This is a genomic window from Pseudomonas sp. AB6 (genome assembly GCF_034314105.1).
In the GTDB taxonomy this organism is placed as follows: domain Bacteria; phylum Pseudomonadota; class Gammaproteobacteria; order Pseudomonadales; family Pseudomonadaceae; genus Aquipseudomonas.
Map to the genome: position 1 here is coordinate 146410 of NZ_JAVIWJ010000001.1, position 23899 is coordinate 170308.

Sequence of the window (23899 nt, forward strand, 5' to 3'; positions counted from 1 at the left end):
GACGCGGTGCCTGATTGGACGCCATCGCGAGCAAGCCCGCTCCTACAGGTTTGGCTGCGCTCATGATCAGCTTTTTTCGGTCTATTGAATGGCGTCGCGAGTTTTTCGCGTGGGCACGCAGCGACGGCGTGACCTGGATTTACATCTTCAAAGTCTTGTTTGCGGCGTTTCTGACCTATTGGATCGCGCTTCGTCTTGAGTTGCCGCAACCGCGCACGTCGATGATCACCGTATTTATCGTCATGCAACTGCAAAGCGGACATGTGTTCGCTAAAAGCTTCTATCGGATTATCGGCACCCTGGCCGGCTCAGCCATGATGGTGTTGTTAATGTCTTTGTTCGCCCAAAACAGCGAGCTGTTCCTCGGCAGCCTGGCGTTGTGGGTTGGCTTTTGTTCGGCGGGCGCTGCGCGTTATCGAAACCTGCGGGCGTACAGTTTTGTTCTCGCCGGTTACACCGCAGCGATGATCGGCTTGCCAGCATTGGCGCACCCCGAAGGCGCCTTCATGGCAGCCGTCTGGCGGGTGCTGGAAATCTCCCTTGGAATTGTCTGCTCGACCGTAGTCAGCGCCGCGATCCTGCCGCAAAGCACTAGCGCCGCCATGCGTAACGCGCTCTATCAACGTTTCGGCGTGTTTGCCCGATTTGCCGCTGATGGCATACGCGGCCTCAGTGAGCGGACGGCCTTCGAAGCAAGCAACGTTCGCTTCATCACCGAAGCCGTCGGGTTGGAAGGTCTGCGCAGCGTCACGGTGTTTGAAGACCCGCACATGCGTCGTCGCAACGGCCGATTGAATCGTCTGAACAGCGAATTCATGGCCATTACCACCCGCTTCAACGCCCTGCATCAATTGCTCGAACGGTTACGCTCACGGGGCTTGACGCAAGTGGTGTCGGCCATCGACCCGGGTCTTGCGACCCTGGCTGAATTGCTCGACGGTTTCGCCGGACGCGCATTGACCATTGCTGATGCCGCCTCACTCGAGCGCAAATTGGCGGCCTACAAAGTCAGTCTGCCGGATCAGGTGCGCAGCCTGCGTGAGATCTTGGTAATGGGCCGCCCGAGCGCCGCGGACTTGTTGGATTTCCACACCGCCTTTGAGCTGCTGTACCGCTTCGTCAATGACCTGCACAACTACGCGCAAACCCACGCGTCGTTGGGCGATCACCATCATGTTCGCGAACAGTGGAATGAGTCATTCAAGTCCACCACCAGTTGGTTGTCGTCAGCGGCATCGGGCATTCGCGCGGTATTCATCGTCGGCGCGCTGAGCGCTTACTGGCTGGCCACCGCCTGGCCGAGCGGCATGACCATGATCTTGGTATCGGCGGCGACGGTGGCTTTGTCTGCCACCACGCCGAATCCAAAACGTATGGCATTTCAAATGGCCTGCGGCACGCTAATGGCGGCGGTGTTTGGGTTCATCGAAACCTTCTTTGTTTTTCCCTACATCGATGGTTTTCCGTTGCTCTGTGTGGTGTTGGCTCCGGTGTTCGTCATTGGTGCCTTCCTGGCCTCCCGGCCCCAATGGGCCGGTATCGGACTTGGGTTGCTGATATTTTTCAGCATTGAATCGATACCCAGCAACATGACCCTTTTTGACCCGTACCTTTACGTCAATGATTACATCGCGATGATTATCGGCATGTTGGTCTGTGCTGCAGCAGGGGCAATCATCCTGCCGCCCAACAGCCGCTGGTTGTGGCGTCGGCTGGAACTTCATCTGCGTCGGCAAGTGTTGTTCGCCATCAGCGCACCCCTACGCGGCTTGGGCCCGGGTTTCGAAAGCCGCACCCGCGATCTGCTGCACCAGGCCTATGGGCTGGCCGCCGGCCAGCCGCAGGTGCAGCGCGGATTATTGCGCTGGATGTTCGTGGTGCTGGAAGTGGGTCACGCGATTATCGAGTTGCGCCGTGAACAAGAGGTGCTGCCGGATTTCGCGTGCTATGCCCATTACCAGCCTTGGCGCCATGCGATCCGGCTTATGGGGCGTTCGTTGGTACGATTGTTCGTTCAGCCTGGTAGGAACAACCTTGAACGCAGCTTGAGCGCGGTTAATCACGCTATCGTCTGCGTGCAGCTAACCGACGAACCCTTCGCCCCGCACTTTGAAACTTCAGCGTTACGCAGGGTTGAGAGCTATCTGCACTTCATCCGTACTTCGTTACTTGATCCGCAATCACCCCTGGCTGCGTACGCTGCCAACCGTGAGCCGCAAGGACTTCCGCATGCCTCGTGAAATAGCGTTCCACGGTCTCTACATGCCGACGGTGACCGTGATGTTTTTGATCGCGACGGTATTGGCCTGGGTGCTGGACAGAATTCTGTCGGCGTTTGATCTGTACCGTTTTTTCTGGCACCCGGCGCTGTTGCGCCTGAGCATGTTTGCTTGCATTTTCGGGGTGCTGGGGCTGACGGTTTACGGTTGAAGTCCGGCTGTTTGCAACACCCTTTTTGCCTCCGCCCTTTCGTTGAGAACCAGGATGAAAAAGCTCTTCAGTCTGACCGCCACGTTACTGGTCCTGGCCTTGGCCATTTGGATAGGTCACAGCCTGTGGGTTAACTACATGAACACACCGTGGACCCGCGATGGTCGCGTGCGCGCCGATGTGATCAACGTAGCGGCCGACGTGACTGGAACCGTGGTCGATGTGCCAGTGCGTGATAACCAGCAAGTGAAGAAGGGCGATTTGCTGATGCAGATCGACCCCGATCATTACCAGATCGCAGTTAAAGAGGCACAGGCGAACGTCGCTTCACGCAAAGCCACCTGGGAGATGCGCAAGCTCAATGCCAGCCGCCGCGCAGACATGGACAGCCTGGTGATTTCCCGTGAAAGTCGCGACGATGCCAGCAATATAGCCGTTTCAGCTCAAGCCGATTATCAGTTGGCCCAGGCGCAACTTGAGGCAGCAGAGCTCAACTTGCAACGCACCAAGGTGGTGGCGTCGGTGGACGGCTACGTTACCAACCTCAACGTGCATCGGGGTGATTACGCGCGAATTGGCGAAGCGAAAATGGCCGTCGTCGACATGAACTCGTTCTGGGTCTACGGCTTCTTCGAAGAAACAAAGTTGCCGCACATCCGTGTGGGTGACCCGGCTGACATGCAGCTAATGAGCGGTCAGTTACTCAAGGGTCACGTGGAAAGCATCGCCCGTGCGATTTATGACCGTGATAACCCGGAGAGCCGCGAACTGATCGCCGACGTCAACCCGACCTTCAACTGGGTCCGCCTGGCGCAGCGGCTGCCAGTGCGGATCCATTTGGACAGCGTGCCCGACGGCGTGGTGTTGGCGGCGGGCAGCACCTGCACCGTGATTGTTAACCCAGGGGTTAACTGATAGTCGTCAAACACGCATTGCTTATTGATAAAAATAATTCTGCAGAGCCCGACGAAGGTTGTGATGAATCTGCCTATTGTCCTATGGCTGCCTGAGCTGCTGTGGGACTGAGTCAATGAAATCGCAAGACCTTTTTCGGTGGCTACTACAGAGAATGGGTTTGTTCACAATACTTTGTCTAAACCAAACCGCTTGCGCAGTCCTCTTTCCAGCAAACTTTTGGGTACTAGCGCCGCTATCAATGGCAGCGCTCGGCAGCCGTTTCCCAGGCGTAGCAAGCGTGGCGGTTTTCGTTTTTTCACCGCGTTGAGCAAATCGAGGGCGAATGCCGTGGCAGATGTCGGATTGCCTTGTGAGGCATTGGCTCTGGCGCGAATCGCCTCGCGCAACGGCCACCACGGCGAAGACTCAGCGATCAACAACTCAGCTTCACGGGTCGCATTGCTGGCAAAGCGCGTGTCGATAGCCCCGGGCTGGACCTCCATAACCTTGATGCCGAACGGCGCCAGCTCCAGGCGTAGCGCATCGCTGAGCGCATGCACGGCGGCTTTCGAGGCGCAATACGCACCCGCAAATGGCGTCACCAGAACCCCTGAAACGCTGCCAATGTTTACCACCATTCCCTTACTTTGGCGCAACAATGGGAGCAGCGCCTGGGTCACGCCGACCACCGAAAATACGTTGGTTTCAAACTGCCGCCGCATGGCCTCCACACCGCCATCCAGCAACGGACCCATTGCGCCATACCCAGCATTATTAATCAGCAAGTCAAGCCCACCGTGGGCTGCGAGCTTCATTTCCAGGCGCTCAAGGGCTTCGCCATTGTTGACGTCTAACTCAACGGCGAAAAATCCAGCGGCATCCAGCGCTGCTACATCGTCGGCTTTACGCGCAGTGGCCCACACTTCATAGCCCGCCGTTTTGAACACGTCTGCCAGTGCCCGGCCAATGCCACTGGAACACCCGGTGATGAGAGCGATAGGCATAGTTTTCCCTTATTGTTTTTTAGAAATTGCCCTGTAAATGCTCAGCCCGAAACTCGACCGTTTCTGCACGATAACCGGGCCGCAACGGCGGTATTGGTAGACAGTCTTGCCAATCTCCCCCGGCCTTTAATTCACCGGGGCCGCGATAACGAGGTGCAGCATAGACATCATCGGCCAGGTTCACCGTGTCGCCAGGTCGATAGGCCGCTACGCGCCATTGCAATGCCAACAGTGGTTGGTTGTTACCGTTGTGTAATTGAACCCGCAAAGGGTTATCAGCTGGACAGCGTTCAGGCGAATAACTCAGGCGCAGCTCAAGCCGCTCCAACTGCCGGGTGTCCTGACTGTCCTGCCACAGGACCCACAACGTCACTAGCCCTAGACACAGCGCCGCCGCCAACGACACCAGCAAGGCTTTGGTGGGGTAGCGCTGTAGCAGGACGAGCCATATAAGGATTAGCGCGATGCCAATCAGCATTAAGAAACGCCTTGTTTGATACAGATGTTCGGCATCGTACAGAAGTGCAGGTGGGATTGACCAACCGCCAGATCACTCATTGACCGACATCCAGACTTTGCGCCCTGAGTAGCCGTTTAGGTTTTAATGGCTGATTTGGGATATGCACATACTAAGGAACCTTGCCGATCATCGGTGTAACTCGGTCGGGGTGTCTCGCAGGAAAACAAAGGTGTCGGTCTTCGACTGCTCAGGGCTGTAGCGATAGCCATGGGCATCAAATTGCTTCAGCGCTTCGGGGTTGCTGATTTGTTCTTTGATCACAAACCGGCTCATCATGCCGCGCGCTTTCTTTGCGTAGAAGCTGATGATTTTGTATTGGCCATTTTTCAGGTCACGGAATTCGGTATTGATGATTCGGGCGTTGAGCGCTGAGCGTTTCACCGCTGAAAAATACTCGTTTGACGCCAGGTTCAGCAGCACATCATCGCCTTGTTCGAGCAACGCCTGGTTCAGCCACTCACTGATTTGCGTGCCCCAGAACGCATACAAGTCTTTGCCGCGAGCGTTGGCCAGCTTGGTGCCCATCTCCAGCCGATACGGTTGCATCAAGTCCAGCGGGCGCAATAGACCATACAGGCCAGAAAGCATCCGCAGGTGGTCTTGGGCGTAAGTGAAATCGGCGTCGGTGAAGTTTTCTGCCTGGAGTCCGGTGTAAACATCACCTTTGAACGCCAGTAGCGCCTGCTTGGCGTTTTCGGGTGTGAAATCAGGTGTCCAGCTGCCGAAGCGAGCGGCGTTAAGGCCAGAGAGTTTGTCTGACAGGTGCATCAAGTCGGCGATTTGGGCTGGCGCCATCTCCCGCAGCTGGATGATCAGCTCTTGAGAATGGTCAAGGTACTGCGGCTGGGTGAAGCGCTTCGTGACCGGCGGGGTCTCAAAGTCGAGGGTTTTGGCCGGGGAAATCACCATCAGCATAAAATCGTCTCCTGGAATCGTGAGCGCGATTCTAGGGTACAACGCAAGGTCAGTGGCGATAGATTCTGAGCCAACTTGTTGGCGAGGGCGCTAAACGACAGGCTGCTTCACGCCTCTGGCCAACAAGTTGGCTTCTAAAGAGCATCTGTGGCTCACCTGGGTCATGGGCAGGTTATAGTGCGCCGCGAGGTATTTCTGGGGATGTGACTGTGCGCTTTGTTTTTTTTATTTTGGCCGGTCTGTTCTGGCTCAACGCCCACGCTGCTGGCCCGGTACCGCTGGCGACGATTGATCGCAGCGTATGGCCGGAACAATTGGCCACCCCCGCATTATTCGATGTCGCATCGCGCGCCGAAATCCTGGCGTTTGCCCATGCGTTGGTTGTGAGTGAAGGCCAGGATGAAAACGCTCTTAAAGCGAGATTGGGCCTAAGAAAAATCAACATGGTTTCGCTGAATCTGATCCGTCGGCGCTTATGGACGCGTTTGTTGGAGAACTATCAATATGCCCAGCAAAGCTGCGAACAGGACGCTTCGTTTTGTGTGTTGGTCGAAGACATGGCGATGCTCCGCGAGCAAGCCACCAAGTTCAAGATCGCCGATGACTCGTTTTACGCCGCTTGGGATCTCCCCAGTCATGCCTTCCATGAGCGTTACCTGACCGAGCTCCTGCATATGGCGGCACTGTTTCCGCTGACCAGCAACGAGATCGAACGCTATAACTCTGACGAACTGACCGGCGATGAACTCGGCGATCGCACCTTCCTGCTCAGCTTCAACAGCGGCCCGACCGTGGTGGATGGCACCACCGACTGGCTGACCGATTACCTGCGTCAGCGCAAACTCAATGCCACGTTCTTTGTGCTTGGGAAAACTTTCCAGACACGTGAAAGCGAAAGCTTGGCGGCCGATATGCAGGCGTTGTACAAACAACAATGTGTTGGGTCGCAAGGCTGGCAATACCGCTCGCACAGCCAATGGGTCGACTGGCAGAGCTCAGTAATGCGCAGTGCGGCATTGTTGCAGCAAGCGCTGCCAGAAAATTACGTACCGTTGTTCCGACCGCCCTACAGTCAACGTCGGTCCGACAGCGCCGAGTTCTTCCGCGCTCAAGGTTTGAAAGTCTCGTTATGGAATATCGATTCGGAAGATTGGAGCCGTGCTATCTCAGCTGAGCAGGCTGGCCAACGGGTGCTGACGTTGATGTTGCTGTGGCGGCGGGGGGTGGTCGTATTCCATGACATCAACAACAAAATCGAAACAGCGTTGCCTTGGTTGCTCGCCAGCACTGCACAAAGTGGACTTCAATGGCAGGATTGCCACCATTATCCCTGAAAGGCCCGGTAGGTCGGGCTGTGCATCCATTTGAGTGGAGGGAGGAATTGAATTTTTTTAGCAATTTGGATCGGGCGGACTTCCGACTTTAACGGTGCTGGAGCGCGCCGCCAAGGGCTATTCGTCACACCGCAAAATAAACTTCAAAAAAGTGTCAAAGAGCTTTTTACTGTCATGCCTTTTGCGGTATTACCACTGTAGATCGCCGAAACCTGCAACACAGGTGGCGTCATCCCAGACCCATCTTGAGCATGTCTCCCCTGCCTGAAGAGGAGAGTTCGGCGGCCTTATCGTGGCGCAGTACTGTGCAGTATTGCGTCGCTTGGCTTCTAAAAAAGGTGAGCGAGTATGGATGATCACGGACGCACCCCTTCATCTAACCAGCCAATTATGTACGTGCTTGATACCAACGTACTGATCCATGATCCAAATGCTTTATTGAACTTCGAAGAGCATCACGTTTCCATCCCCATGACCGTGCTTGAGGAGTTAGACAAGCTCAAAGCGGGGAAGCACTCCGTCGCTGCCGAATGCCGTCAAGCTATTCGACTGATCGACAAAACATTGGGCGGCGCTACACCAGAGGAGGTTGAGTTAGGCGTACCGATTGATCGCGGCACCGGTATCTGCAAGGGCTTTCTGTCGATCCTCATGAACAAGCGGCATGAGCCCAACAACTTGTTGCCTGAACATCTGAACGACAACATCATCATCAATCAATTGATCGACCTGCACACGCGCAACAAGGATTTGCGTCTGGTGCTGGTGACCAAAGATATCAACATGCGCCTCAAGGCGCGGGCGTGTGGGATCGCCTCCGAGGATTACAGTACTGATCAACTGGTCGACGACGTTTCCATGTTGTCGCGTGGTTATCACACCATGACCGGCTCTTTTTGGGACCGTGTCAGCAAGGTTGAAACTCGCCAGGATCACGGACGCACTTGGCACCGCGTGCAGCTCACCGATAACCTGCCTGCGGTACACATCAATGAATTCATCATTGATGCACAGGGTTTTGTGGGTTGGATCAAAGGCATCAAAGCTGATGAATTGCTGATTCTGGATATGCACCAAGAACCTTTGCTGCACCAGGAAGCTTGGGGCCTCAAACCACGTGACATTTATCAGGGGCTCGCGTTGTTCGCCTTGCTTGACCCTGATATCCACTTGGTCAACCTGTCGGGTGCAGCCGGTTCCGGTAAAACCATTCTGGCGTTGGCCGCTGCAATCGAACAGACCATGGTCAGCAAGCGTTATCGCCGCATCATCGCGACTCGTAGCGTGCAAGGTCTGGATCAGGAGATCGGTTTCCTGCCCGGCACCGAAGCCGAGAAAATGGAGCCTTGGTTAGGCGCCATCACCGACAACCTTGAAGCGCTGCACATGGACGATGAAAATACCCACGGCAGTGTTGATTACATCCTCAGCAAAGTGCCGTTGCAGTTCAAATCCCTTAACTACATTCGAGGCCGTAGCTTCCAGCAAAGCCTGATCCTCATCGACGAATGCCAGAACCTCACACCGCACCAGATGAAAACCATCATCACCCGTGCCGGTGCCGGTTCCAAAGTAGTGTGCCTGGGTAACCTGGCGCAAATCGATACGCCTTACCTGTCGGCGACCAGTTCCGGCCTGACCTACCTGACGGAGCGCTTCAAAGACTTCCCCAATGGCGTGCACATCGCCCTGCAAGGCGTGCCACGCTCAATCCTGGCTGAGTATGCGGAGTCGCATCTGTAACCGCTGATCGGGCGGCTGTGTTTAAAAATGGCCGCCCGATTTCCTTGCCTGACAGCATCTACTCGCTCTGCATTCTGATTTTTTCAGAGTGATATTGATCCCTATATTCAAAATATAGCCATGCCCCGACGATAACAGCGAACACACCGGCGAAACAAAAGACTCCTCCAATTGTTATAAGGCGGGATAGCCAAGCGCCCAGTATTGGAGTCGTAATCATGAGCGCCAAGGAAAGGCTTCGAGCAGTGGCTGAAAGAACGCCTAGATGGGAAACAGGGCAATATTTTTGCAGCGTAATCCCAAATCCAAGGGCGGTGAGTCCGTACGCTATTCCCGCCACAAGAAACAGTGACATGAAGACGACTATATTGGCCAAGTGAGGAATGGTTGGAAGCAAACCGGCCAAGATGACGGCAACCCCAAAAAGTGATAGGGAAAGTGTGGAGCAGAGTGAGAGTCGGGCTGGATAAATTTTAGGGAAAATTAGCCCCGATAATATTCCGCCTACTGCGGTGGCACTGACGACAGCCCCGAAGGCGTACGACTCCAAGCCGAAATTTTTTAGGAAAAGACTTAATAGAGAGTCATAACATCCAAGCACAGCCGACTGCACCATGGTGCAGATGAAAAATAGCCTTGTAATAGGACCATGTTTGAAAAATGATTTGAACGCCTCAAGACTACCGAACGACCTCATCTCGGGGTTTTGAGTGACAGAGGATGTGGAATGAGTAATTGATAAAACGATTACGCAAATAGTGCCGATCAAGGAAAATACCGCTGATACTAAAAAACCTGAAGATTTGTCTGCGACGCTTGCTATGATGCCAGCCGCCAATGGAGAACACACTTTTATAAATTGATCCATGATGGTGACGAGAGATATATTTTTTACAAGATCTTCATTGGATAGTAATTTTCTCGTAAGGATTATCTCTGCAGAGCCTGAGCCTAGGTTGGCGAGCCCCTTCATGAAAACGAAGACTAAGAAGACTGTTTGAGACGTCGCCGAAAATAACAGGCAGGCAACAAAACAGCGAGTAAGGAAGCTCCAGCAGATAAATTTGAACGGGCTCGTGCGGTCTGCTAGAGCACCGAACAGTGGTCCCAATAAAAGAGGAGGTAGCCCGTACAATGCAGCAGCGAGTCCTAGCGTTTCAGCAGAGGCATCGAAGCCAAACGTTAATACTGTAAATATTAGAACGAAGTCTACCCAAAGCGTAACCGAGGTGCTTAGTCTGATACCACACAGATAACCGTATCCAGCGATGTTGGGAATATTCACTTAGCTTGCCTTCGCTTTTCTATACATATTTTGGTTTATGACATAAGTCGATATTCCATTTTGAAGGCAGAACGCTTCAATGTCTGAGTGGGAGTTTATGAAACCTCTACCTTTGAAGTTAAGAGAGGTGTTACAGAGTACGCCCACTCCGGAATGCGTTTTGAAGGCGGAAAGCAAATCGTACATCGCAGGATTGTCCACTGCTGTTACGGTCTGAACTCTCGCTGTTCCGTCGATATGTGTGATAGCCCTTAATTTGCGGTCGATAACATTATAAAATGACAGCATATATTTGCTTTTAACACACCCTTCAAAATAAATTCCAGCGTCTTCTTCGATACAGATTGGTGCTATCGGCCGATATCTTTCTCTTTCTTTTATTATATTTAATTTTTCTGTTGTTTCGATAGAAAATGGGGCCGCGATAATTGACCGATTTCCTAGGGCGCGGGGACCTATTTCACAGTTGCCTTGGACCCAGCAAACTATCTCACAGTTGCCTTGGACCCAGCAAACTATCTCTCCTGTGGCTAGTGTTTCGGAAACCTCGTCTAAGCACAGAGGTTTTTCCAGGAAAACTGAACTGTTCTTTGGGATGTCATAGATAAATGACTGAGCAGAATACACGGACCACTCGATCTTTACTTTTCCAGTCAAGTTATGTTGAGTCGCAGCTGCGGCTCCGATTCCTACGCCTGTGTCATTGGTGCATGGCGGAACAAAAACGGCATCAAATAGACCCGATTTTTCCCACATCCGGTTCCACTCGCAATTCAACCCACACCCGCCCGCAATTTTATTGTCCGCATAAGGAGAGAGTGCGTAAGAAGCAATTATGTGCGACAGTTCATGGCTGCAGTGGGTCCACTTCAGTGAGTTCTGGCCTAACTTATATTCTCTGCTTTCGAAGTTAAGGCCTAAATAACCTCCGTCGGTAGGAGCGTTTCGAGGGTCGTGCCCTTCCGCCCAACCGCTTATAGCTACCGCATCCAAATCATCGGAATACTTTAGCGTTGCTTCTATTAATGATTTCGTAGAAACAGGGGCATATCGTTGTCCACTATTTTTCTCGGCTTCATGGCTAAATGCTAGCTTCCCGTCCTCTAACAAACAGATGTGGCCGTCGTGCCCGGTATTGACGCCTAGTATTTTCATTTAAATTCTCTTGTTAGGTGTGGTTAGGTTTAAGCCAAAACAAATACATGGCACCAAAAAAACTAGGATTCGATTTTTCAAATATGTCCCAATTTTCAAAAAAATCTTCCAACGAGGTGGAGTCATAAAATTGACGGAAGCCCGGGGAATTTCTTTCGCCGGCCCGTTCAAAACCCGCAAAAGTGGCTTTGGTTAAATGTAATAATTCAGATATTTTTTGTACTGTATAGGTGTGTTTTAGTGGGTTAAAAAACAAATCCATACAGCCAGATCGATTATAAAAATCTGGTGATTTTATAATTTCATTAAAGGCCTCGGCGGAGCTATTAAGTAAAATGAAATCTCTTATCCTCGGCAGATTTTTCGGCGAAAATGAAATTTCAGACTCAGAAAACTGTTGAGCCAATTTTTTTAGTGGCTGTCTCGCCAAGGTGCTATAAAGGCCTAATTTTAAAACGCCACCTGGTTTTAAAGAAGAAAGAAGTGCTCGGCAACCTTTAACCGGATATTTAAGATGGTGCAGAACACCAATGCACTCAATGAGCCGGAATTTTATTTTTAGCTCATCGACATCGTAGATGCTACCTTGGACAAAGGTTATATTTGCGACGTTTAGCTCTCTACTTTTGGTCAGGGCATACTGTAGGCTTGCCATACTAATATCCAAGCCGATAATATTAGTTTCGGGATAGGTAAGCGCTAATTGAATGGCGTGTCTTCCGGTGCCACAACCCGCCACGAGTATAAATTCCCCGTTATTTTTTAAAGACGTTCGATTAACGTTTAGCTGAGAAAGGGCTTCATTTAGCGTTGTCTCTCTGTAATAAGGTACTGACGACCACGCTGGATAGGGATACGCTTCATAAAAATCAGCCGTGATTTCTCTTTTTCTGCAGGACGCCATAACGAAGATTTCGGGACTGCCTATGTGCAGGTTGTTCGCGTTTACAGGGTGAGCTTGATAGGCTCCTACTGGAAAGCTTTCGTTTGGTGAGTAACGGCTGTAAGACGCCAATACACGCTCTATAGCTTTACATCTGCAGGTGGAAATGCTGTCGTCGCTCTGATACAGTTTTAACGACTCTATTATTTCCTGATCTTCAGTTTCAATTTTGTAGATGTAGCCGTTGAGACGGCATTGGGCGCTCATAGCTGCCAGAAATGGTAAATGCTTTCCGTTGTAGCAGTCTTGTATAAGTTGTCGCGCGATCTTTCTTCGCGCTCGGCGAATCTCCATTTCAATGATGGGTGAGTTAACTAGTTGTGTAGAAATGAGCTTTAATGTGTTGGCGTTATCTTCAAGCAGATCTGAAGTGTTAAGTATGTTTTTTGTCTCGCCAGCTCTTGATAGGGTAACTAGATGTCCGAGCTGTTCGAAATAAATATTTGCCGCCGCTTGTTTATCCAAGAGTGTGTTATCTATCAGTGGAGCCAGAGAGTCAAAAATAACCCTGTCAAATGATTCGATATGTAGACTCTGTAGTAATCTGAGGTAGTTTTTTGATAGCTCACCTGTTGAGTTGGATTCGAGTTTTATCGCGGCTTGGTATGTCCACACTGCGGCGCTATGTTGGTTGCTATATTCGTATGCTGAAGCTAGATTCTGATAATATTTTAACTGTGTTTCTGTTGTTTTACTCGCTGCGCATGCCTTTTTGTAGAAGCTTAGCGCTAGTTTTATTTCGCCTTGTTCCTCGTGCAGAATCGCTAGATTGTTGAGCGCTCTATCATTTGTCGGGTCAAGCAGAAGGCTTTGTTTGTAACGTTTATGGGCGTCGGCAAAATTATTCTCTGTCAAAGCGATATCTGCTTGTAGGCGCAGGTGTTCTGATTTTTCTTTTTTCTCATCACTAGGGGCAGTTTTGCTCACATCACGACTTCCTTTATCATGGATTCGAGTTTAGGAGTTGTAATACGCCAGGGCTTAAAGGGTCTGAATAGCCGGGGCCCCCAGCCATTACAAATATGGACTGCTCTTTAAATCCGTCAACCTTTATGAGGTCGTTAAGTAGATTGTCTATAAAGTATCCCGTAACCCATGTGTTAAGGGAGTAAGCGGTGGTTACCAAATTGAAGGTTTGAGATAAATGGCCAACATCCAATAGTCCCGAACGATATGCTCGTGAATGTGGGTATTTCCACCATAATTTATCGAATCTCGTAGTAAGGACAATAAGAAATGAAGCTTCGATCGCAAAACTCTGATAGCAAAGAATTTTTTCTAGTGATGGATCAATCACTAGGTCTATTTCTGTCAGCACATGTTGATGTGATCTATAGTGATAAATTCCTCTACTTAGACCATCGACGTTAAGTGCGATTAGGTATGCTTCAGTTGCCTGGAGACATCCCGCGCTGGGTGATGATCGTCTGTATCCGACTGTCCTAATTCCTCGTTTTTCCATTTCTTCTTTGTGGGAGTCGCCGTGAATTGCCCCAAACGTTGAATACAAAATATCGGCTACGATTGATACAGGAACTGCGTCAGATCTAAAGTTTCGACTCGTCCTTCTTTCCCACAGGGCGCCTTGAAGATTCATATTTTGGATGGGCGCTCCGTTATAATCAGGCAGAGTGATTATTTTGCCTTCGCGCTCGGTTTCCAAATCAGGCATCGTGTCTTCGATACTCTGGCAGAAATCAATATAGCCTGATTCAGTATCCTCTAGTTTTGATATTTCAGAGGGAAAATTATGCTTGCTGCCATAATGAAATATCTTGGATATTAAATCCCATCCCCACTTTCCACGTTCAGCGGCCAGCTTTTTATAATCAAGCGCTTGATCAGCCAGCAGTAATATTCCGGCTTCAATCAGCAACTCGTCCTCAGGTTGAGCTTGATAAGGAAGATGGCTATATTCAGTGAGTTCAAATATCCTATCAAGATATGTTTTTTCAAAAATTTCGTATTGCTCTCCGGTATTTAAATTCCATAGACCAAAAACGCCATCATTGAGCGTTATGACTATCTCTTCACTGATTACGAATTCACGCATGACTGACTCCTTTGAGGAAAAGACGCTGAGCGGTTATCCGCCCAGCGTCAACATTATTACTTGGCCATTTTCGATTTTTTGTCCATAGGAGTAATCAAAGTGTTGTAAGCATTATTGGAGAGTGCAGTCAAACGGGTTTGCAGATTAATCTTACGCATCATCAATTCCTTTTTTAGTTGGGGTAATGGGTCTTTCGACTCCACGAGTTAAAGAATAATATTTATACGTTTTCAGTCAATAAAAATATTGCGTGATGTTTCCTACAGATAAAACATTTGTCCTTGTAGGAAGTTTCTGTCTGTTAAATTTAATTGGTTTATTTTGTTGGTTTATTTCAATAATTTACAGGGATCTAGATGTGTGTCTGGCTAGGGGCGAGATTCGTATTTGAAATATATTGTAATAACTATTTTTTGGGTTTTCTTACCAGTTGGTTATGCACCTAAGCCCTATGTCAGGACAGATGGCGGATCGACGAATGCCAGAACCTCACGCCGCACCAGATGAAAACCATCATCACCCGTGCCGGCGCTGGTTCCAAAGTGGTCTGCCTGGGTAACCTGGCGCAGATCGATACCCCTTACCTGTCGGCCACCAGTTCTGGCCTCACTTACCTGACGGAGCGTTTCAAAGACTTCCCCAATGGTGTGCACATTACCCTGCAAGGGGTACCCCGTTCGATCCTGGCTGAGTATGCGGAGAGTCATTTGTAAGAACGTTTGCTGACAATAGAGGACCCCTGTGGGAGCGAATTCATTCGCGAAAGCGGCTTATCAGGCGCTAAAGAGGTATCGCCTGCACCGCCGTATTCGCGGATGAATCCGCTCCCACAGGTTTGTTAGCGTGCCTCACTTTAGGTTTACACTCCGCACTCCTGCTCAGGAGTAATGTTGTGCTGACTCATCTCGATTCCCAAGGTCGCGCCAATATGGTCGACGTCACTGAAAAAGAAGTGACGTTCCGTGAGGCGGTGGCCGAAGCGTTTGTACGTATGCGTCCCGAAACCCTGCAACTGATTGTCAGCGGCGGTCATCCCAAGGGGGATGTGTTTGCTGTGGCGCGGATTGCCGGCATTCAGGCGGCGAAAAAAACCTCTGATCTAATCCCCTTGTGCCACCCGTTGATGCTGACTGGGGTCAAAGTAGAGCTGAGTGCGGAAGGTAACGACGCTGTGCGCATCGTCGCCCGCTGCAAGCTTTCCGGGCAGACCGGTGTAGAAATGGAAGCGCTGACTGCCGCGAGTATCGCTGCGTTGACGATCTATGACATGTGCAAGGCCGTGGACCGTGGCATGGTCATTGAAAACGTGCGGTTGCTGGAAAAGCTTGGCGGTAAGAGTGGGCACTTTGTAGCCGACGAGGCGGGTGCTCAATGAGCGTTCAAGTATTGTATTTCGCCCGGTTTCGCGAGGTGTTGGGCTTGGAAACTGAAACGGCGGAGGGCGACTACCACTCCGTCCGGGCACTGCGTGAATACTTGGTGTTGCGCGGCGGGGCCTGGCAAATTCTGGCTGAACAGAACCTGATGTGCGCGCGTAACGAAGAGCTGTGTCAGCTGGACGAACCCCTGGTTTCAGGCGATGAAGTCGCGTTTTTCCCGCCTGTGACCGGAGGCTGAACATGGCGATTCGGGTGCAGACAGCGGCGTTCGATCCGGGCCTGGAAGTCAATGCGCTACACGCCGCCAACGTAGGCATCGGTGCGGTGGTCAGTTTCGTGGGCTATGTGCGTGATTTCAACGACGGTCGGGAAGTGGCGGGCATGTTCCTTGAGCATTATCCGGGCATGACCGAAAAAGCCTTGGCCAAAATCACGGTTGAAGCTGAGCAGCGCTGGCCGTTGCTGAAACTGGAAGTGCTGCATCGCATTGGTGCTTTGGAGCAGGGAGAACCCATCGTCTTCGTTGGCGTCGCCAGTGCACACCGGCAAGCGGCGTTCGATGCCTGTGCGTTTGTGATGGATTACTTGAAAACCCGAGCGCCGTTCTGGAAGAAAGAAAACACCAGTGACGGGCCGCGTTGGGTAGAGGGCCGGGACAGTGATCATGCAGCGGCGGGGCGGTGGGACAGTAAAGCCTGAAACTAGTCTGTAGGGGCCAACACGTTGGCTCCTACAGACAATGGGGTCACAGCGGCACAGCACTCTTGCGCACGACCGGTTTCAGCAGTTCCATCGGCGGCGTTTCGCAGCTGATCTTGCGGCCCAGCAGCGCTTCGATGGACGGCAACTGATACGAGTCATCTTCGCCGGCAAAGCTGATCGAAACGCCGCTGGCGCCCGCACGACCGGTACGGCCAATGCGGTGCACGTAATCGTCTGGGACTTCCGGCAGGGTGAAGTTGATCACATGGCTGATGCCATCAATGTGGATTCCACGACCGGCCACGTCTGTGGCAACCAACACACGAATCTTGCCTTCGCGAAAGCCTTCCAGAGTCTTGATACGTTTGTGTTGCGGCACGTCGCCGGACAACTGCGCAGCGTTGACGCCATCTCGGACCAGACGCTCTTCGATGCGCCGCACTTCATCTTTGCGGTTGGCAAACACCATCACCCGTTCCCAATTGTTCTCGGTGACCAGGTTGTAGAGCAACTTGTATTTGTCAGCGGCGGCAACGGCATAGATATGCTGCTCGACCATGTCACTGGCAACGTTCAAAGCCTCGATTTCAACGATTGAAGGCTCGGTCGTCCATTGTTTCGCAAGGTTCATTACGTCTTCGGTGAAGGTCGCGGAGAACAGCAGGGTCTGACGTTCGCCCTTGTGCGGGGTTTGGCGAATGATCTGCCGGACCTGTGGGATGAAGCCCATGTCGAGCATGCGGTCGGCTTCGTCCAGTACCATCACCTCGACCATATCCAGATGCACTTCGCCGCGCTGGTTGAAATCCAGCAGGCGCCCCGGCGTGGCTACGAGAATGTCGCAATGACGGGCTTCGAGCTGCTTGAGTTGCTTGTCGAAGTCCATGCCGCCGACGAAGGTCATGACATTGAGGCCGGTGTACTTGGTCAATAGCGCCGCGTCTTTGGCAATTTGCACTACCAGTTCGCGGGTTGGCGCGATGATCAACGCACGCGGCTCGCCCATGTACCGCTCTTTAGGCGGAGGGGTCTGCTGTAGTTGCGTGATAATCGAAATCAGGAACGCGGCGGTCTTGCCGGTGCCGGTCTGTGCGCGACCGATTGCATCTTTGCCCGCGAGGGTGAAACCCAATACTTCAGCCTGAATCGGCGTGCAGTAGGGGAAGCCCAGGTCGTGGATCGCATGCATCAATTCAGGCGACAAGTTGAAATCGTGGAAGCGGGTTTTGCCTTCCTGTGGTTCAACGACAAAGTCTTGAAGCTTCCAGGTGCTGACTGGCGGTTTGGGCGCACGTTCACGACGGGGGCGTTCTGGCTTTGGCGTTGCAAGTTTTGCGCTGACGATGTCTGCGTCTTGACCCTGGGCAGGCGTGCTGACAGGTGCCGAATGATGGGGATTACGTTGCCGTGGATCGCTATCGGTTGGGCCGACGGCAACAGGCGAGGAGGCGATAGGGCTGGGCGCGAGTTGCACAACCTCGCTTTTACCGAACATCTTTTTGAGTGCTTTGAGCACGGTCATCTCATCAATTGATTAAGGAATGTACGTCGGGCAGTGTAAAGCAAGAACCTCCTGCGGCGTAGTGCCATCCGGAAGCGCTACAGGACGCGTCAAGTCAGGGCTTCACAGTGCGCTGTAGTTCGCTTCTTACACTCGCAACGGAGTTTTCAACTAAGCTTTTGTGCCAGCCAGACTCCGATGTCAGTAATCTCCTGCGGTAACACTTCGTGCCCCATTGGGTATTCCTGCCATGTAACGGTTACGCCCGAGGCCTTAAGGGCGTCATGCGCAGCGCGGCCCATGGCATTTTTGACCACATCGTCACGGTCACCATGCAAGCAACACACCGGAATCTGCTTTTGGCTCGCGGACAATGTCAGTAGTTCGCTAAAAGTCGGAGCGTAAGTAGACAGCGCAAGCACGCCGCCCAACGGTCCCTGCCAGCGCAAGAAAGCGGCGTGTAAAACGACCGCGCCGCCTTGAGAAAAGCCTGCCAGAAATATCCGTGCCGGGTCGATGCCGCTGTCACGTTGCGCTTCGATCAGGTTCAACACCATCAGTGCAGAAACCTCCAACTCCTCGCGATTAATGGCCCGCGCAGGGTTCATGGCCAAAATATCGTACCAACTGGGCATGGTATAGCCGCCGTTGATTGTGACGGCACGGTCCGGTGCCTGAGGCAGGATGAAGCGTGTAGTAAGCAAGGTTTGTTGGAGCATTTCTGCAACCGGCATGAAGTCATACCGATCGGCACCAAGACCGTGCAACCAGATCACGCAGGCATCGGCCGCGTTGATGGGCTCAAGAATCAAAGGGTCGCTCATTGTTGCTCCATTAATGTGCGCACGCGCTGTTTTAGTGCGTTGACGCGGTGCGCAATTGAAATAAATAGTTAATAAGATGTCGCAAGGTTACAAGTATTGGACTTGACCTGTCGTTAATTCGACATCGCCAGCGTGCTGGTACGGGCTTTGCTATGAAACCCCCTGAGTGAATGCGTTTGCTCCGGCGGTAACACTATCAGGTGGCTGATGGCTGGAGTAGGCACTGAATCCATGCATCAAGATTCTGCGTACAGTTCGTTTTGTACCGGATTGGTCCAGCGGACATCATGGGGCTTCAATCCATTTGACTGATTGCGGGCTAAGGTTAATCGGGTGTCGAGTAGATCTCGGACGCGATCCTGGCCTAGGTCTTACGTAGCATTGACCCAAAAATAAGCCGACACGGGTCAGCAATGCCTCACAAGGGTGCGACGGGACTGAAGCTCTACACAACAAGAGCAAAACTTGGAGGTTTGTTGAATGAAGATGTTGAAATCTACCCTGGCGGTACTGACTGCCGCTGCAATTCTCGGCGTAAGCAGCTTCGCTCAGGCGGGCACTACCCTTGATGCGATACAGAAGAAGGGCTTTATTCAGTGCGGCGTCAGTGATGGCCTGCCAGGTTTTTCGGTGCCTGATTCCAAAGGCGTCATCCAAGGTATCGACGCAGACTTCTGCCGTGCAGTCGCTGCTGCAGTTTTCGGTGATGCTACCAAGGTCAAATTCAGCCAGCTGAACGCTAAAGAGCGTTTCACCGCGCTGCAATCGGGCGAGATCGACATTCTGTCGCGTAACACCACGTGGACCAGCTCCCGTGATGCAAGCATGGGCTTGATCTTCCCTGGCTTTGTTACCTATTACGACGGTGTGGGTTTCCTGGCCAACAAGAAACTGGGTGTGAAAAGCGCCAAGGAACTGGATGGCGCTACCATCTGTATTCAGGCCGGCACCACCACCGAGCTGAACGTTTCTGACTACTTCCGCGCCAACAACCTGAAGTACACGCCGATCACATTCGACACCTCCGACGAAAGTGCCAAGTCGCTGGAAAGCGGCCGTTGCGACGTTCTGACTTCCGACAAATCCCAGCTTTACGCACAGCGCAGCAAACTGGCTTCGCCGGCAGACTACGTTGTACTGCCTGAAACTATCTCCAAAGAACCTTTGGGGCCGGTTGTACGTAAGGGCGACGAAGATTGGATGGAGATCGTGCGCTGGACTGGCTTCGCTCTGCTGAACACTGAAGAAGCCGGCGTAACGTCGAAAAACGTTATGGATCTGGTCAAAAACGGCAAAAACCCTGACGTTGCTCGTCTGTTGGGTGTTGATGGCGAGTACGGCAAAGACCTGAAGCTACCTAAAGATTGGGTTGTGAAGATCGTTTCGCAAGTCGGTAACTACGGTGAAATCTTCGAGAAAAACCTCGGTAAGGCCACACCACTGGCGATCGACCGTGGTATGAACGCTTTGTGGACCAATGGCGGCATCCAATACGCACCACCAGTACGCTGATAGGCCCTGCGCTCGGTAATCCATAACGGTTACCGAGCGCTGTCTGTTGCATTTTTTCCTGGGGCACTTCATGCAAAATCAAATCGGCGCACCCAAGCAGAGGTTCTCCCTCAGCGACCCAAAAGTGCGTGCGTGGCTATTTCAGATCATCACGATTGTCGCGGTGGTCTTCATGGGTTGGTATCTGTTCGATAACACCCAGACAAACCTTCAACACCGCGGTATTACCTCTGGCTTCGAGTTTCTTGATCGCAGCGCCGGATTCGGTATTGCTCAGCATCTGATTCCCTATGTCGAATCGGACACCTACTCGCGCGTTTTTGTTATCGGTTTGCTCAACACACTGCTGGTCACGTTTATCGGCGTGATACTGGCAACGCTGCTGGGCTTCATCGTCGGCGTGTCACGGCTATCGTCCAACTGGATGATTAATAAGCTGGCGACTGTTTATGTAGAAGTCTTCCGTAACATTCCGCCGCTGCTGCAGATTTTATTCTGGTACTTCGCGGTCTTCTTGACCATGCCAGGGCCTCGTAGCAGTTACAGCTTCGCCAGCATGTTTTTCTTCAGCAATCGTGGCTTGAATATGCCCGGTGCTCTTTTGACTGACGCTTTTTGGCCGTTTTTTGCCAGTATTGTGTTGGCAATAGTAGCCATCGTGTTTATGTCTCGCTGGGCGACCAAACGGTTCGAAGCCACTGGCGTTCCTTTTCACAAGTTTTGGGTTGGGTTGGCCCTGTTTCTGGTCATCCCTGCACTGGACGTGCTGATCGTCGGTAGCCCGTTGCAATGGGAAATGCCTGAACTCAAAGGGTTCAACTTCGTCGGTGGCTGGGTAATGATCCCGGAGTTGCTGGCGCTGACCATTGCCTTGACGGTGTACACGGCTGCGTTTATCGCTGAAATCGTGCGCTCCGGGATCAAATCGGTCAGCCACGGGCAGACCGAGGCCGCTCGTTCGTTGGGGCTGCGTCCGGGTCCAACCCTGCGCAAGGTCATCATCCCGCAAGCGTTGCGCGTGATCATTCCTCCGCTGACCAGCCAATACCTGAACCTGGCGAAGAACTCGTCGTTGGCGGCGGGTATCGGTTACCCGGAAATGGTTTCGTTGTTCGCCGGTACGGTGCTCAATCAGACCGGTCAAGCTATTGAGGTGATTGCGATCACCATGAGCGTGTACCTGGCAATCAGCATCAGCATTTCGCTGTTGATGAACTGGTACAACAAGCGCATTGCGCTGATCGAGCGGTGAGGAAAAGCTCATGACAACTCATTCTTTCAAACCCGACATGACGCCGCCAAAAATGAGCGTGGGCGCCGTGGCGTGGATGCGGGCCAACCTGTTCTCCAGCTGGCTCAACACATTGTTAACGCTGTTGGCGTTTTACCTGATTTGGCTCATCGTGCCGCCGTTGCTGCATTGGGCGATCTTCGATGCCAATTGGGTGGGTACAACCCGCCAAGACTGCACCAAGTCGGGCGCATGTTGGGTGTTTATCGAGCAGCGCTTTGGCCAGTTCATGTACGGCTATTTCCCGCCTGAACTGCGTTGGCGAGTGAACCTGACGGTTATATTGGCCGTCGTCGGCGTTGCGCCGTTGTTCATGAAAATGATGACCCGCAAAGCGATCTATGGCTTCAGCTTTCTGGTGATCTATCCGATCGTGGCTTATTTCCTTTTGCGAGGCGGCATTTTCGGCTTGACCAGAGTGGCCACGAGCCAGTGGGGCGGGTTGATGTTGACCTTGGTGATTGCCACCGTCGGTATCGCCGGCGCATTGCCTTTAGGTGTTGTACTGGCCCTTGGTCGACGTTCTAACATGCCGGCGATTCGCGTGGTCTGCGTGACCTTCATCGAGTTCTGGCGCGGCGTTCCATTGATCACCGTATTGTTCATGTCGTCAGTGATGCTGCCGTTGTTCCTGCCAGAAGGCATGAGCTTCGACAAACTGTTGCGCGCACTGATCGGAGTGATTTTGTTCCAGTCGGCCTACGTGGCTGAAGTGGTACGTGGTGGCTTGCAAGCCATCCCTAAAGGTCAGTACGAAGCGGCCGCTGCGATGGGCTTGGGTTACTGGCGCAGCATGGGCCTGGTGATTCTGCCGCAAGCGTTGAAAATGGTGATTCCGGGCATCGTCAACACGATCATTGCCCTGTTCAAAGACACCAGCCTGGTGATCATCATCGGCTTGTTCGACCTGCTCAACAGTGTCAAACAAGCAGCCGCCGACCCGAAATGGCTCGGTATGGCCACCGAAGGCTATGTCTTCGCTGCGCTGGTGTTCTGGATCTTCTGTTTCGGCATGTCCCGCTACTCCATGCATTTGGAGCGTAAGTTGGACACAGGCCACAAGCGTTAGGAGTTTTGTGATGACTGAAGTGAGCAAACTGCCTCTGGGCGCCGAAGGCATGATCCAGATGGAAGGCGTACACAAGTGGTACGGCCAGTTCCACGTACTCAAAGATATCAACCTGAACGTCCGCCAAGGCGAGCGTATCGTTTTGTGCGGCCCGTCGGGTTCGGGTAAGTCGACCACCATCCGCTGCCTCAATCGTCTGGAAGAACACCAGCAAGGCCGGATCGTGGTCGATGGCACTGAGTTGACCAACGACCTCAAACAGATCGAAACGATTCGTCGTGAAGTGGGCATGGTGTTCCAGCACTTCAACCTGTTCCCGCACCTGACCATTCTGCAGAACTGCACCTTGGCCCCAATGTGGGTGCGCAAGATGCCCAAGCGTCAAGCGGAAGAAATCGCCATGCACTACCTGGAGCGTGTACGCATTCCAGAGCAGGCGCACAAATTCCCGGGTCAACTGTCCGGCGGTCAACAACAGCGCGTGGCGATTGCTCGCGCTCTGTGCATGAAGCCGAAAATCATGCTGTTCGACGAGCCAACCTCGGCCCTCGATCCAGAAATGGTTAAGGAAGTGCTCGACACCATGGTCAGCCTGGCAGAAGACGGCATGACCATGCTCTGCGTAACCCACGAAATGGGCTTCGCCCGTACCGTGGCAAACCGAGTGATCTTCATGGACAAAGGCGAGATTGTTGAAGAAGCCGAGCCTAATGCGTTCTTTGATAACCCGCAGAGCGACCGGACCAAGTTGTTCTTGAGCCAGATCTTGCACTAGTGGTTTTGATGATGTGAAGAAAAAACCCGGACTTAGTGTTCGGGTTTTTTTATGCGCAGCTGGCCAAATTTGGTGGGAGCAGGCGTGCCTGCGAAAGCGGTGGGGCGGGCGGTGGAGATGTTGGCGAATTACACATCCTGTGGGTCCAGCCTAAACAACTCCACCATGCAATATTTCCATGAAAATGAGGGCGTTGGGCATGGAATACCACATGTTAAGCCCAACCAGCATCCACACGAAATTCAGCAGCGTAAATCTAGCATTACCCTTGCCTAGAAGATCATTCTCAAAATAGTTGATTGCACGCTGCGCTCCGATCCATAAGTAGATTTTTATATCCAGAGAGAACAGGGTGACTTGGCCCCCGTCAGTCTGGGGCAGTCAAATATCTGAACATCATATTTTCTTCCACTAACGCGAGGTTTTCGTACGACACGAATTTCGGTACGAAAACATCGTAGGGCAGGCTTGTCTGCGAAGGCCATTCATAGCTGAATGTCAGGCAAAACTCAGCGCCTATTTTTTCAATAAGCAACTTTCATTTCCCTGCATGCTTTATTCACTTTG

The 23899-nt window shown here is 52.2% G+C and carries 21 protein-coding genes and 1 pseudogene; 13 read left to right on the forward strand and 9 right to left on the reverse strand.

Annotation, left to right across the window (positions count from 1 at the left end; all coding sequences use genetic code 11):
- The first annotated feature begins 23 nt into the window (after positions 1-23).
- The 3 genes from RGW60_RS00790 to RGW60_RS00800 are packed head-to-tail and all read left to right on the forward strand — an operon-like array spanning position 24 to position 3345.
- A complete protein-coding gene (locus RGW60_RS00790; protein ID WP_407074129.1) occupies positions 24-2240 on the forward strand; it encodes an FUSC family protein in 2217 nt (738 codons plus the stop codon).
- Positions 2230-2430 (forward strand): DUF1656 domain-containing protein, encoded by a 201-nt coding sequence (locus tag RGW60_RS00795; RefSeq protein WP_322201242.1) that lies wholly within the window; start codon positions 2230-2232, stop codon positions 2428-2430. Before RGW60_RS00790 ends, RGW60_RS00795 begins: the two co-directional genes overlap by 11 nt.
- A gap of 54 nt (positions 2431-2484) precedes the next feature.
- Positions 2485-3345, forward strand: coding sequence for an HlyD family secretion protein (locus RGW60_RS00800; protein ID WP_322201244.1), 861 nt, complete (start codon positions 2485-2487; stop codon positions 3343-3345).
- A gap of 164 nt (positions 3346-3509) precedes the next feature.
- Here the strand turns inward: RGW60_RS00800 and RGW60_RS00805 are convergent, their stop codons facing one another.
- The 3 genes from RGW60_RS00805 to yaaA all read right to left on the reverse strand — a co-directional run bounded on the left by RGW60_RS00805 (position 3510) and on the right by yaaA (position 5766).
- A complete protein-coding gene (locus tag RGW60_RS00805) occupies positions 3510-4331 on the reverse strand; it encodes an SDR family oxidoreductase (protein ID WP_322201246.1) in 822 nt (273 codons plus the stop codon).
- A 19-nt stretch (positions 4332-4350) separates the two neighbouring features.
- The gene (locus tag RGW60_RS00810) at positions 4351-4809 is read right to left on the reverse strand and encodes a multidrug transporter (RefSeq protein WP_322201248.1); all 459 of its coding nucleotides are present in this window, start codon (positions 4807-4809) and stop codon (positions 4351-4353) included.
- A 168-nt stretch (positions 4810-4977) separates the two neighbouring features.
- On the reverse strand, positions 4978-5766 hold the full coding sequence (gene yaaA / locus RGW60_RS00815) for a peroxide stress protein YaaA (RefSeq protein ID WP_322201250.1): 789 nt from the start codon (positions 5764-5766) through the stop codon (positions 4978-4980).
- Positions 5767-5975: 209 nt separating this feature from the next.
- On the opposite strand from yaaA, the gene RGW60_RS00820 reads away from it, so the two are divergent.
- Complete coding sequence (locus RGW60_RS00820) at positions 5976-7100, forward strand: polysaccharide deacetylase family protein (RefSeq protein WP_322201252.1); 1125 nt, start codon at positions 5976-5978, stop codon at positions 7098-7100.
- 348 nt (positions 7101-7448) lie between these two features.
- A complete protein-coding gene (locus tag RGW60_RS00825; RefSeq protein ID WP_322201254.1) occupies positions 7449-8843 on the forward strand; it encodes a PhoH family protein in 1395 nt (464 codons plus the stop codon).
- A gap of 58 nt (positions 8844-8901) precedes the next feature.
- Here the strand turns inward: RGW60_RS00825 and RGW60_RS00830 are convergent, their stop codons facing one another.
- Genes RGW60_RS00830 through RGW60_RS00845 form a run of 4 tightly spaced genes read right to left on the reverse strand, consistent with a single transcriptional unit; the run spans position 8902 to position 14279 of the window.
- Entirely contained in the window at positions 8902-10128 is a 1227-nt protein-coding gene (locus tag RGW60_RS00830) for an MFS transporter (protein WP_322201256.1), read from the reverse strand.
- Positions 10129-11283, reverse strand: a complete 1155-nt coding sequence (locus RGW60_RS00835) for a carbamoyltransferase C-terminal domain-containing protein (RefSeq protein ID WP_322201258.1) — start codon at positions 11281-11283, stop codon at positions 10129-10131.
- A 13-nt stretch (positions 11284-11296) separates the two neighbouring features.
- A complete protein-coding gene (locus RGW60_RS00840; RefSeq protein WP_322201260.1) occupies positions 11297-13153 on the reverse strand; it encodes a methyltransferase domain-containing protein in 1857 nt (618 codons plus the stop codon).
- Positions 13154-13169: 16 nt separating this feature from the next.
- Entirely contained in the window at positions 13170-14279 is a 1110-nt protein-coding gene (locus RGW60_RS00845) for a SagB/ThcOx family dehydrogenase (protein WP_322201262.1), read from the reverse strand.
- 470 nt (positions 14280-14749) lie between these two features.
- Between RGW60_RS00845 and RGW60_RS00850 the strand changes: the two are divergent.
- The 4 genes and pseudogenes from RGW60_RS00850 to moaE form a co-directional block, all read left to right on the forward strand.
- Positions 14750-14992, forward strand: a pseudogene (locus RGW60_RS00850) (PhoH family protein); the annotation flags it as partial.
- Between the two features lie 179 nt (positions 14993-15171).
- Positions 15172-15654, forward strand: a complete 483-nt coding sequence (moaC, locus tag RGW60_RS00855; RefSeq protein ID WP_322201264.1) for a cyclic pyranopterin monophosphate synthase MoaC — start codon at positions 15172-15174, stop codon at positions 15652-15654.
- Positions 15651-15896, forward strand: coding sequence for a MoaD/ThiS family protein (locus tag RGW60_RS00860; RefSeq protein WP_322201266.1), 246 nt, complete (start codon positions 15651-15653; stop codon positions 15894-15896). The genes moaC and RGW60_RS00860 overlap by 4 nt, the downstream gene beginning before the upstream one ends.
- Positions 15897-15898: 2 nt before the next feature.
- Positions 15899-16357 (forward strand): molybdopterin synthase catalytic subunit MoaE, encoded by a 459-nt coding sequence (gene moaE, locus RGW60_RS00865; protein WP_322201268.1) that lies wholly within the window; start codon positions 15899-15901, stop codon positions 16355-16357.
- A 46-nt stretch (positions 16358-16403) separates the two neighbouring features.
- On the opposite strand, the gene rhlB is transcribed toward moaE, so the two are convergent.
- Together rhlB and RGW60_RS00875 are read right to left on the reverse strand one after the other, a co-directional pair.
- Positions 16404-17882, reverse strand: a complete 1479-nt coding sequence (gene rhlB / locus RGW60_RS00870) for an ATP-dependent RNA helicase RhlB (RefSeq protein WP_322201270.1) — start codon at positions 17880-17882, stop codon at positions 16404-16406.
- A gap of 146 nt (positions 17883-18028) precedes the next feature.
- A complete protein-coding gene (locus tag RGW60_RS00875; protein WP_322201272.1) occupies positions 18029-18685 on the reverse strand; it encodes an alpha/beta hydrolase in 657 nt (218 codons plus the stop codon).
- Between the two features lie 480 nt (positions 18686-19165).
- Here RGW60_RS00875 and RGW60_RS00880 point away from each other — a divergent pair, with 480 nt between their 5' ends.
- The 4 genes from RGW60_RS00880 to RGW60_RS00895 all read left to right on the forward strand — a co-directional run bounded on the left by RGW60_RS00880 (position 19166) and on the right by RGW60_RS00895 (position 23332).
- A complete protein-coding gene (locus tag RGW60_RS00880) occupies positions 19166-20197 on the forward strand; it encodes an amino acid ABC transporter substrate-binding protein (RefSeq protein WP_322201274.1) in 1032 nt (343 codons plus the stop codon).
- 70 nt (positions 20198-20267) lie between these two features.
- Positions 20268-21449, forward strand: a complete 1182-nt coding sequence (locus tag RGW60_RS00885; RefSeq protein WP_322201276.1) for an amino acid ABC transporter permease — start codon at positions 20268-20270, stop codon at positions 21447-21449.
- 10 nt (positions 21450-21459) lie between these two features.
- Complete coding sequence (locus tag RGW60_RS00890) at positions 21460-22557, forward strand: amino acid ABC transporter permease (RefSeq protein ID WP_322201278.1); 1098 nt, start codon at positions 21460-21462, stop codon at positions 22555-22557.
- 10 nt (positions 22558-22567) lie between these two features.
- Complete coding sequence (locus RGW60_RS00895; protein ID WP_322201280.1) at positions 22568-23332, forward strand: amino acid ABC transporter ATP-binding protein; 765 nt, start codon at positions 22568-22570, stop codon at positions 23330-23332.
- Positions 23333-23899: the final 567 nt, after the last annotated feature.

What these genes read in the sequence shown, in the direction of transcription:
- RGW60_RS00805 (WP_322201246.1), bottom strand. Translation starts at nt 4,331, where the DNA reads ATGCCTATCGCTCTCATCACCGGGTGTTCCAGTGGCATTGGCCGGGCA.
- moaE (WP_322201268.1), top strand. Translation starts at nt 15,899, where the DNA reads ATGGCGATTCGGGTGCAGACAGCGGCGTTCGATCCGGGCCTGGAAGTC.
- yaaA (WP_322201250.1), bottom strand. Translation starts at nt 5,766, where the DNA reads ATGCTGATGGTGATTTCCCCGGCCAAAACCCTCGACTTTGAGACCCCG.
- RGW60_RS00825 (WP_322201254.1), top strand. Translation starts at nt 7,449, where the DNA reads ATGGATGATCACGGACGCACCCCTTCATCTAACCAGCCAATTATGTAC.
- RGW60_RS00810 (WP_322201248.1), bottom strand. Translation starts at nt 4,809, where the DNA reads ATGCTGATTGGCATCGCGCTAATCCTTATATGGCTCGTCCTGCTACAG.
- RGW60_RS00895 (WP_322201280.1), top strand. Translation starts at nt 22,568, where the DNA reads ATGACTGAAGTGAGCAAACTGCCTCTGGGCGCCGAAGGCATGATCCAG.
- RGW60_RS00880 (WP_322201274.1), top strand. Translation starts at nt 19,166, where the DNA reads ATGAAGATGTTGAAATCTACCCTGGCGGTACTGACTGCCGCTGCAATT.
- RGW60_RS00885 (WP_322201276.1), top strand. Translation starts at nt 20,268, where the DNA reads ATGCAAAATCAAATCGGCGCACCCAAGCAGAGGTTCTCCCTCAGCGAC.
- RGW60_RS00875 (WP_322201272.1), bottom strand. Translation starts at nt 18,685, where the DNA reads ATGAGCGACCCTTTGATTCTTGAGCCCATCAACGCGGCCGATGCCTGC.
- RGW60_RS00795 (WP_322201242.1), top strand. Translation starts at nt 2,230, where the DNA reads ATGCCTCGTGAAATAGCGTTCCACGGTCTCTACATGCCGACGGTGACC.
- RGW60_RS00860 (WP_322201266.1), top strand. Translation starts at nt 15,651, where the DNA reads ATGAGCGTTCAAGTATTGTATTTCGCCCGGTTTCGCGAGGTGTTGGGC.
- RGW60_RS00835 (WP_322201258.1), bottom strand. Translation starts at nt 11,283, where the DNA reads ATGAAAATACTAGGCGTCAATACCGGGCACGACGGCCACATCTGTTTG.
- RGW60_RS00845 (WP_322201262.1), bottom strand. Translation starts at nt 14,279, where the DNA reads ATGCGTGAATTCGTAATCAGTGAAGAGATAGTCATAACGCTCAATGAT.
- RGW60_RS00890 (WP_322201278.1), top strand. Translation starts at nt 21,460, where the DNA reads ATGACAACTCATTCTTTCAAACCCGACATGACGCCGCCAAAAATGAGC.
- RGW60_RS00800 (WP_322201244.1), top strand. Translation starts at nt 2,485, where the DNA reads ATGAAAAAGCTCTTCAGTCTGACCGCCACGTTACTGGTCCTGGCCTTG.
- rhlB (WP_322201270.1), bottom strand. Translation starts at nt 17,882, where the DNA reads ATGACCGTGCTCAAAGCACTCAAAAAGATGTTCGGTAAAAGCGAGGTT.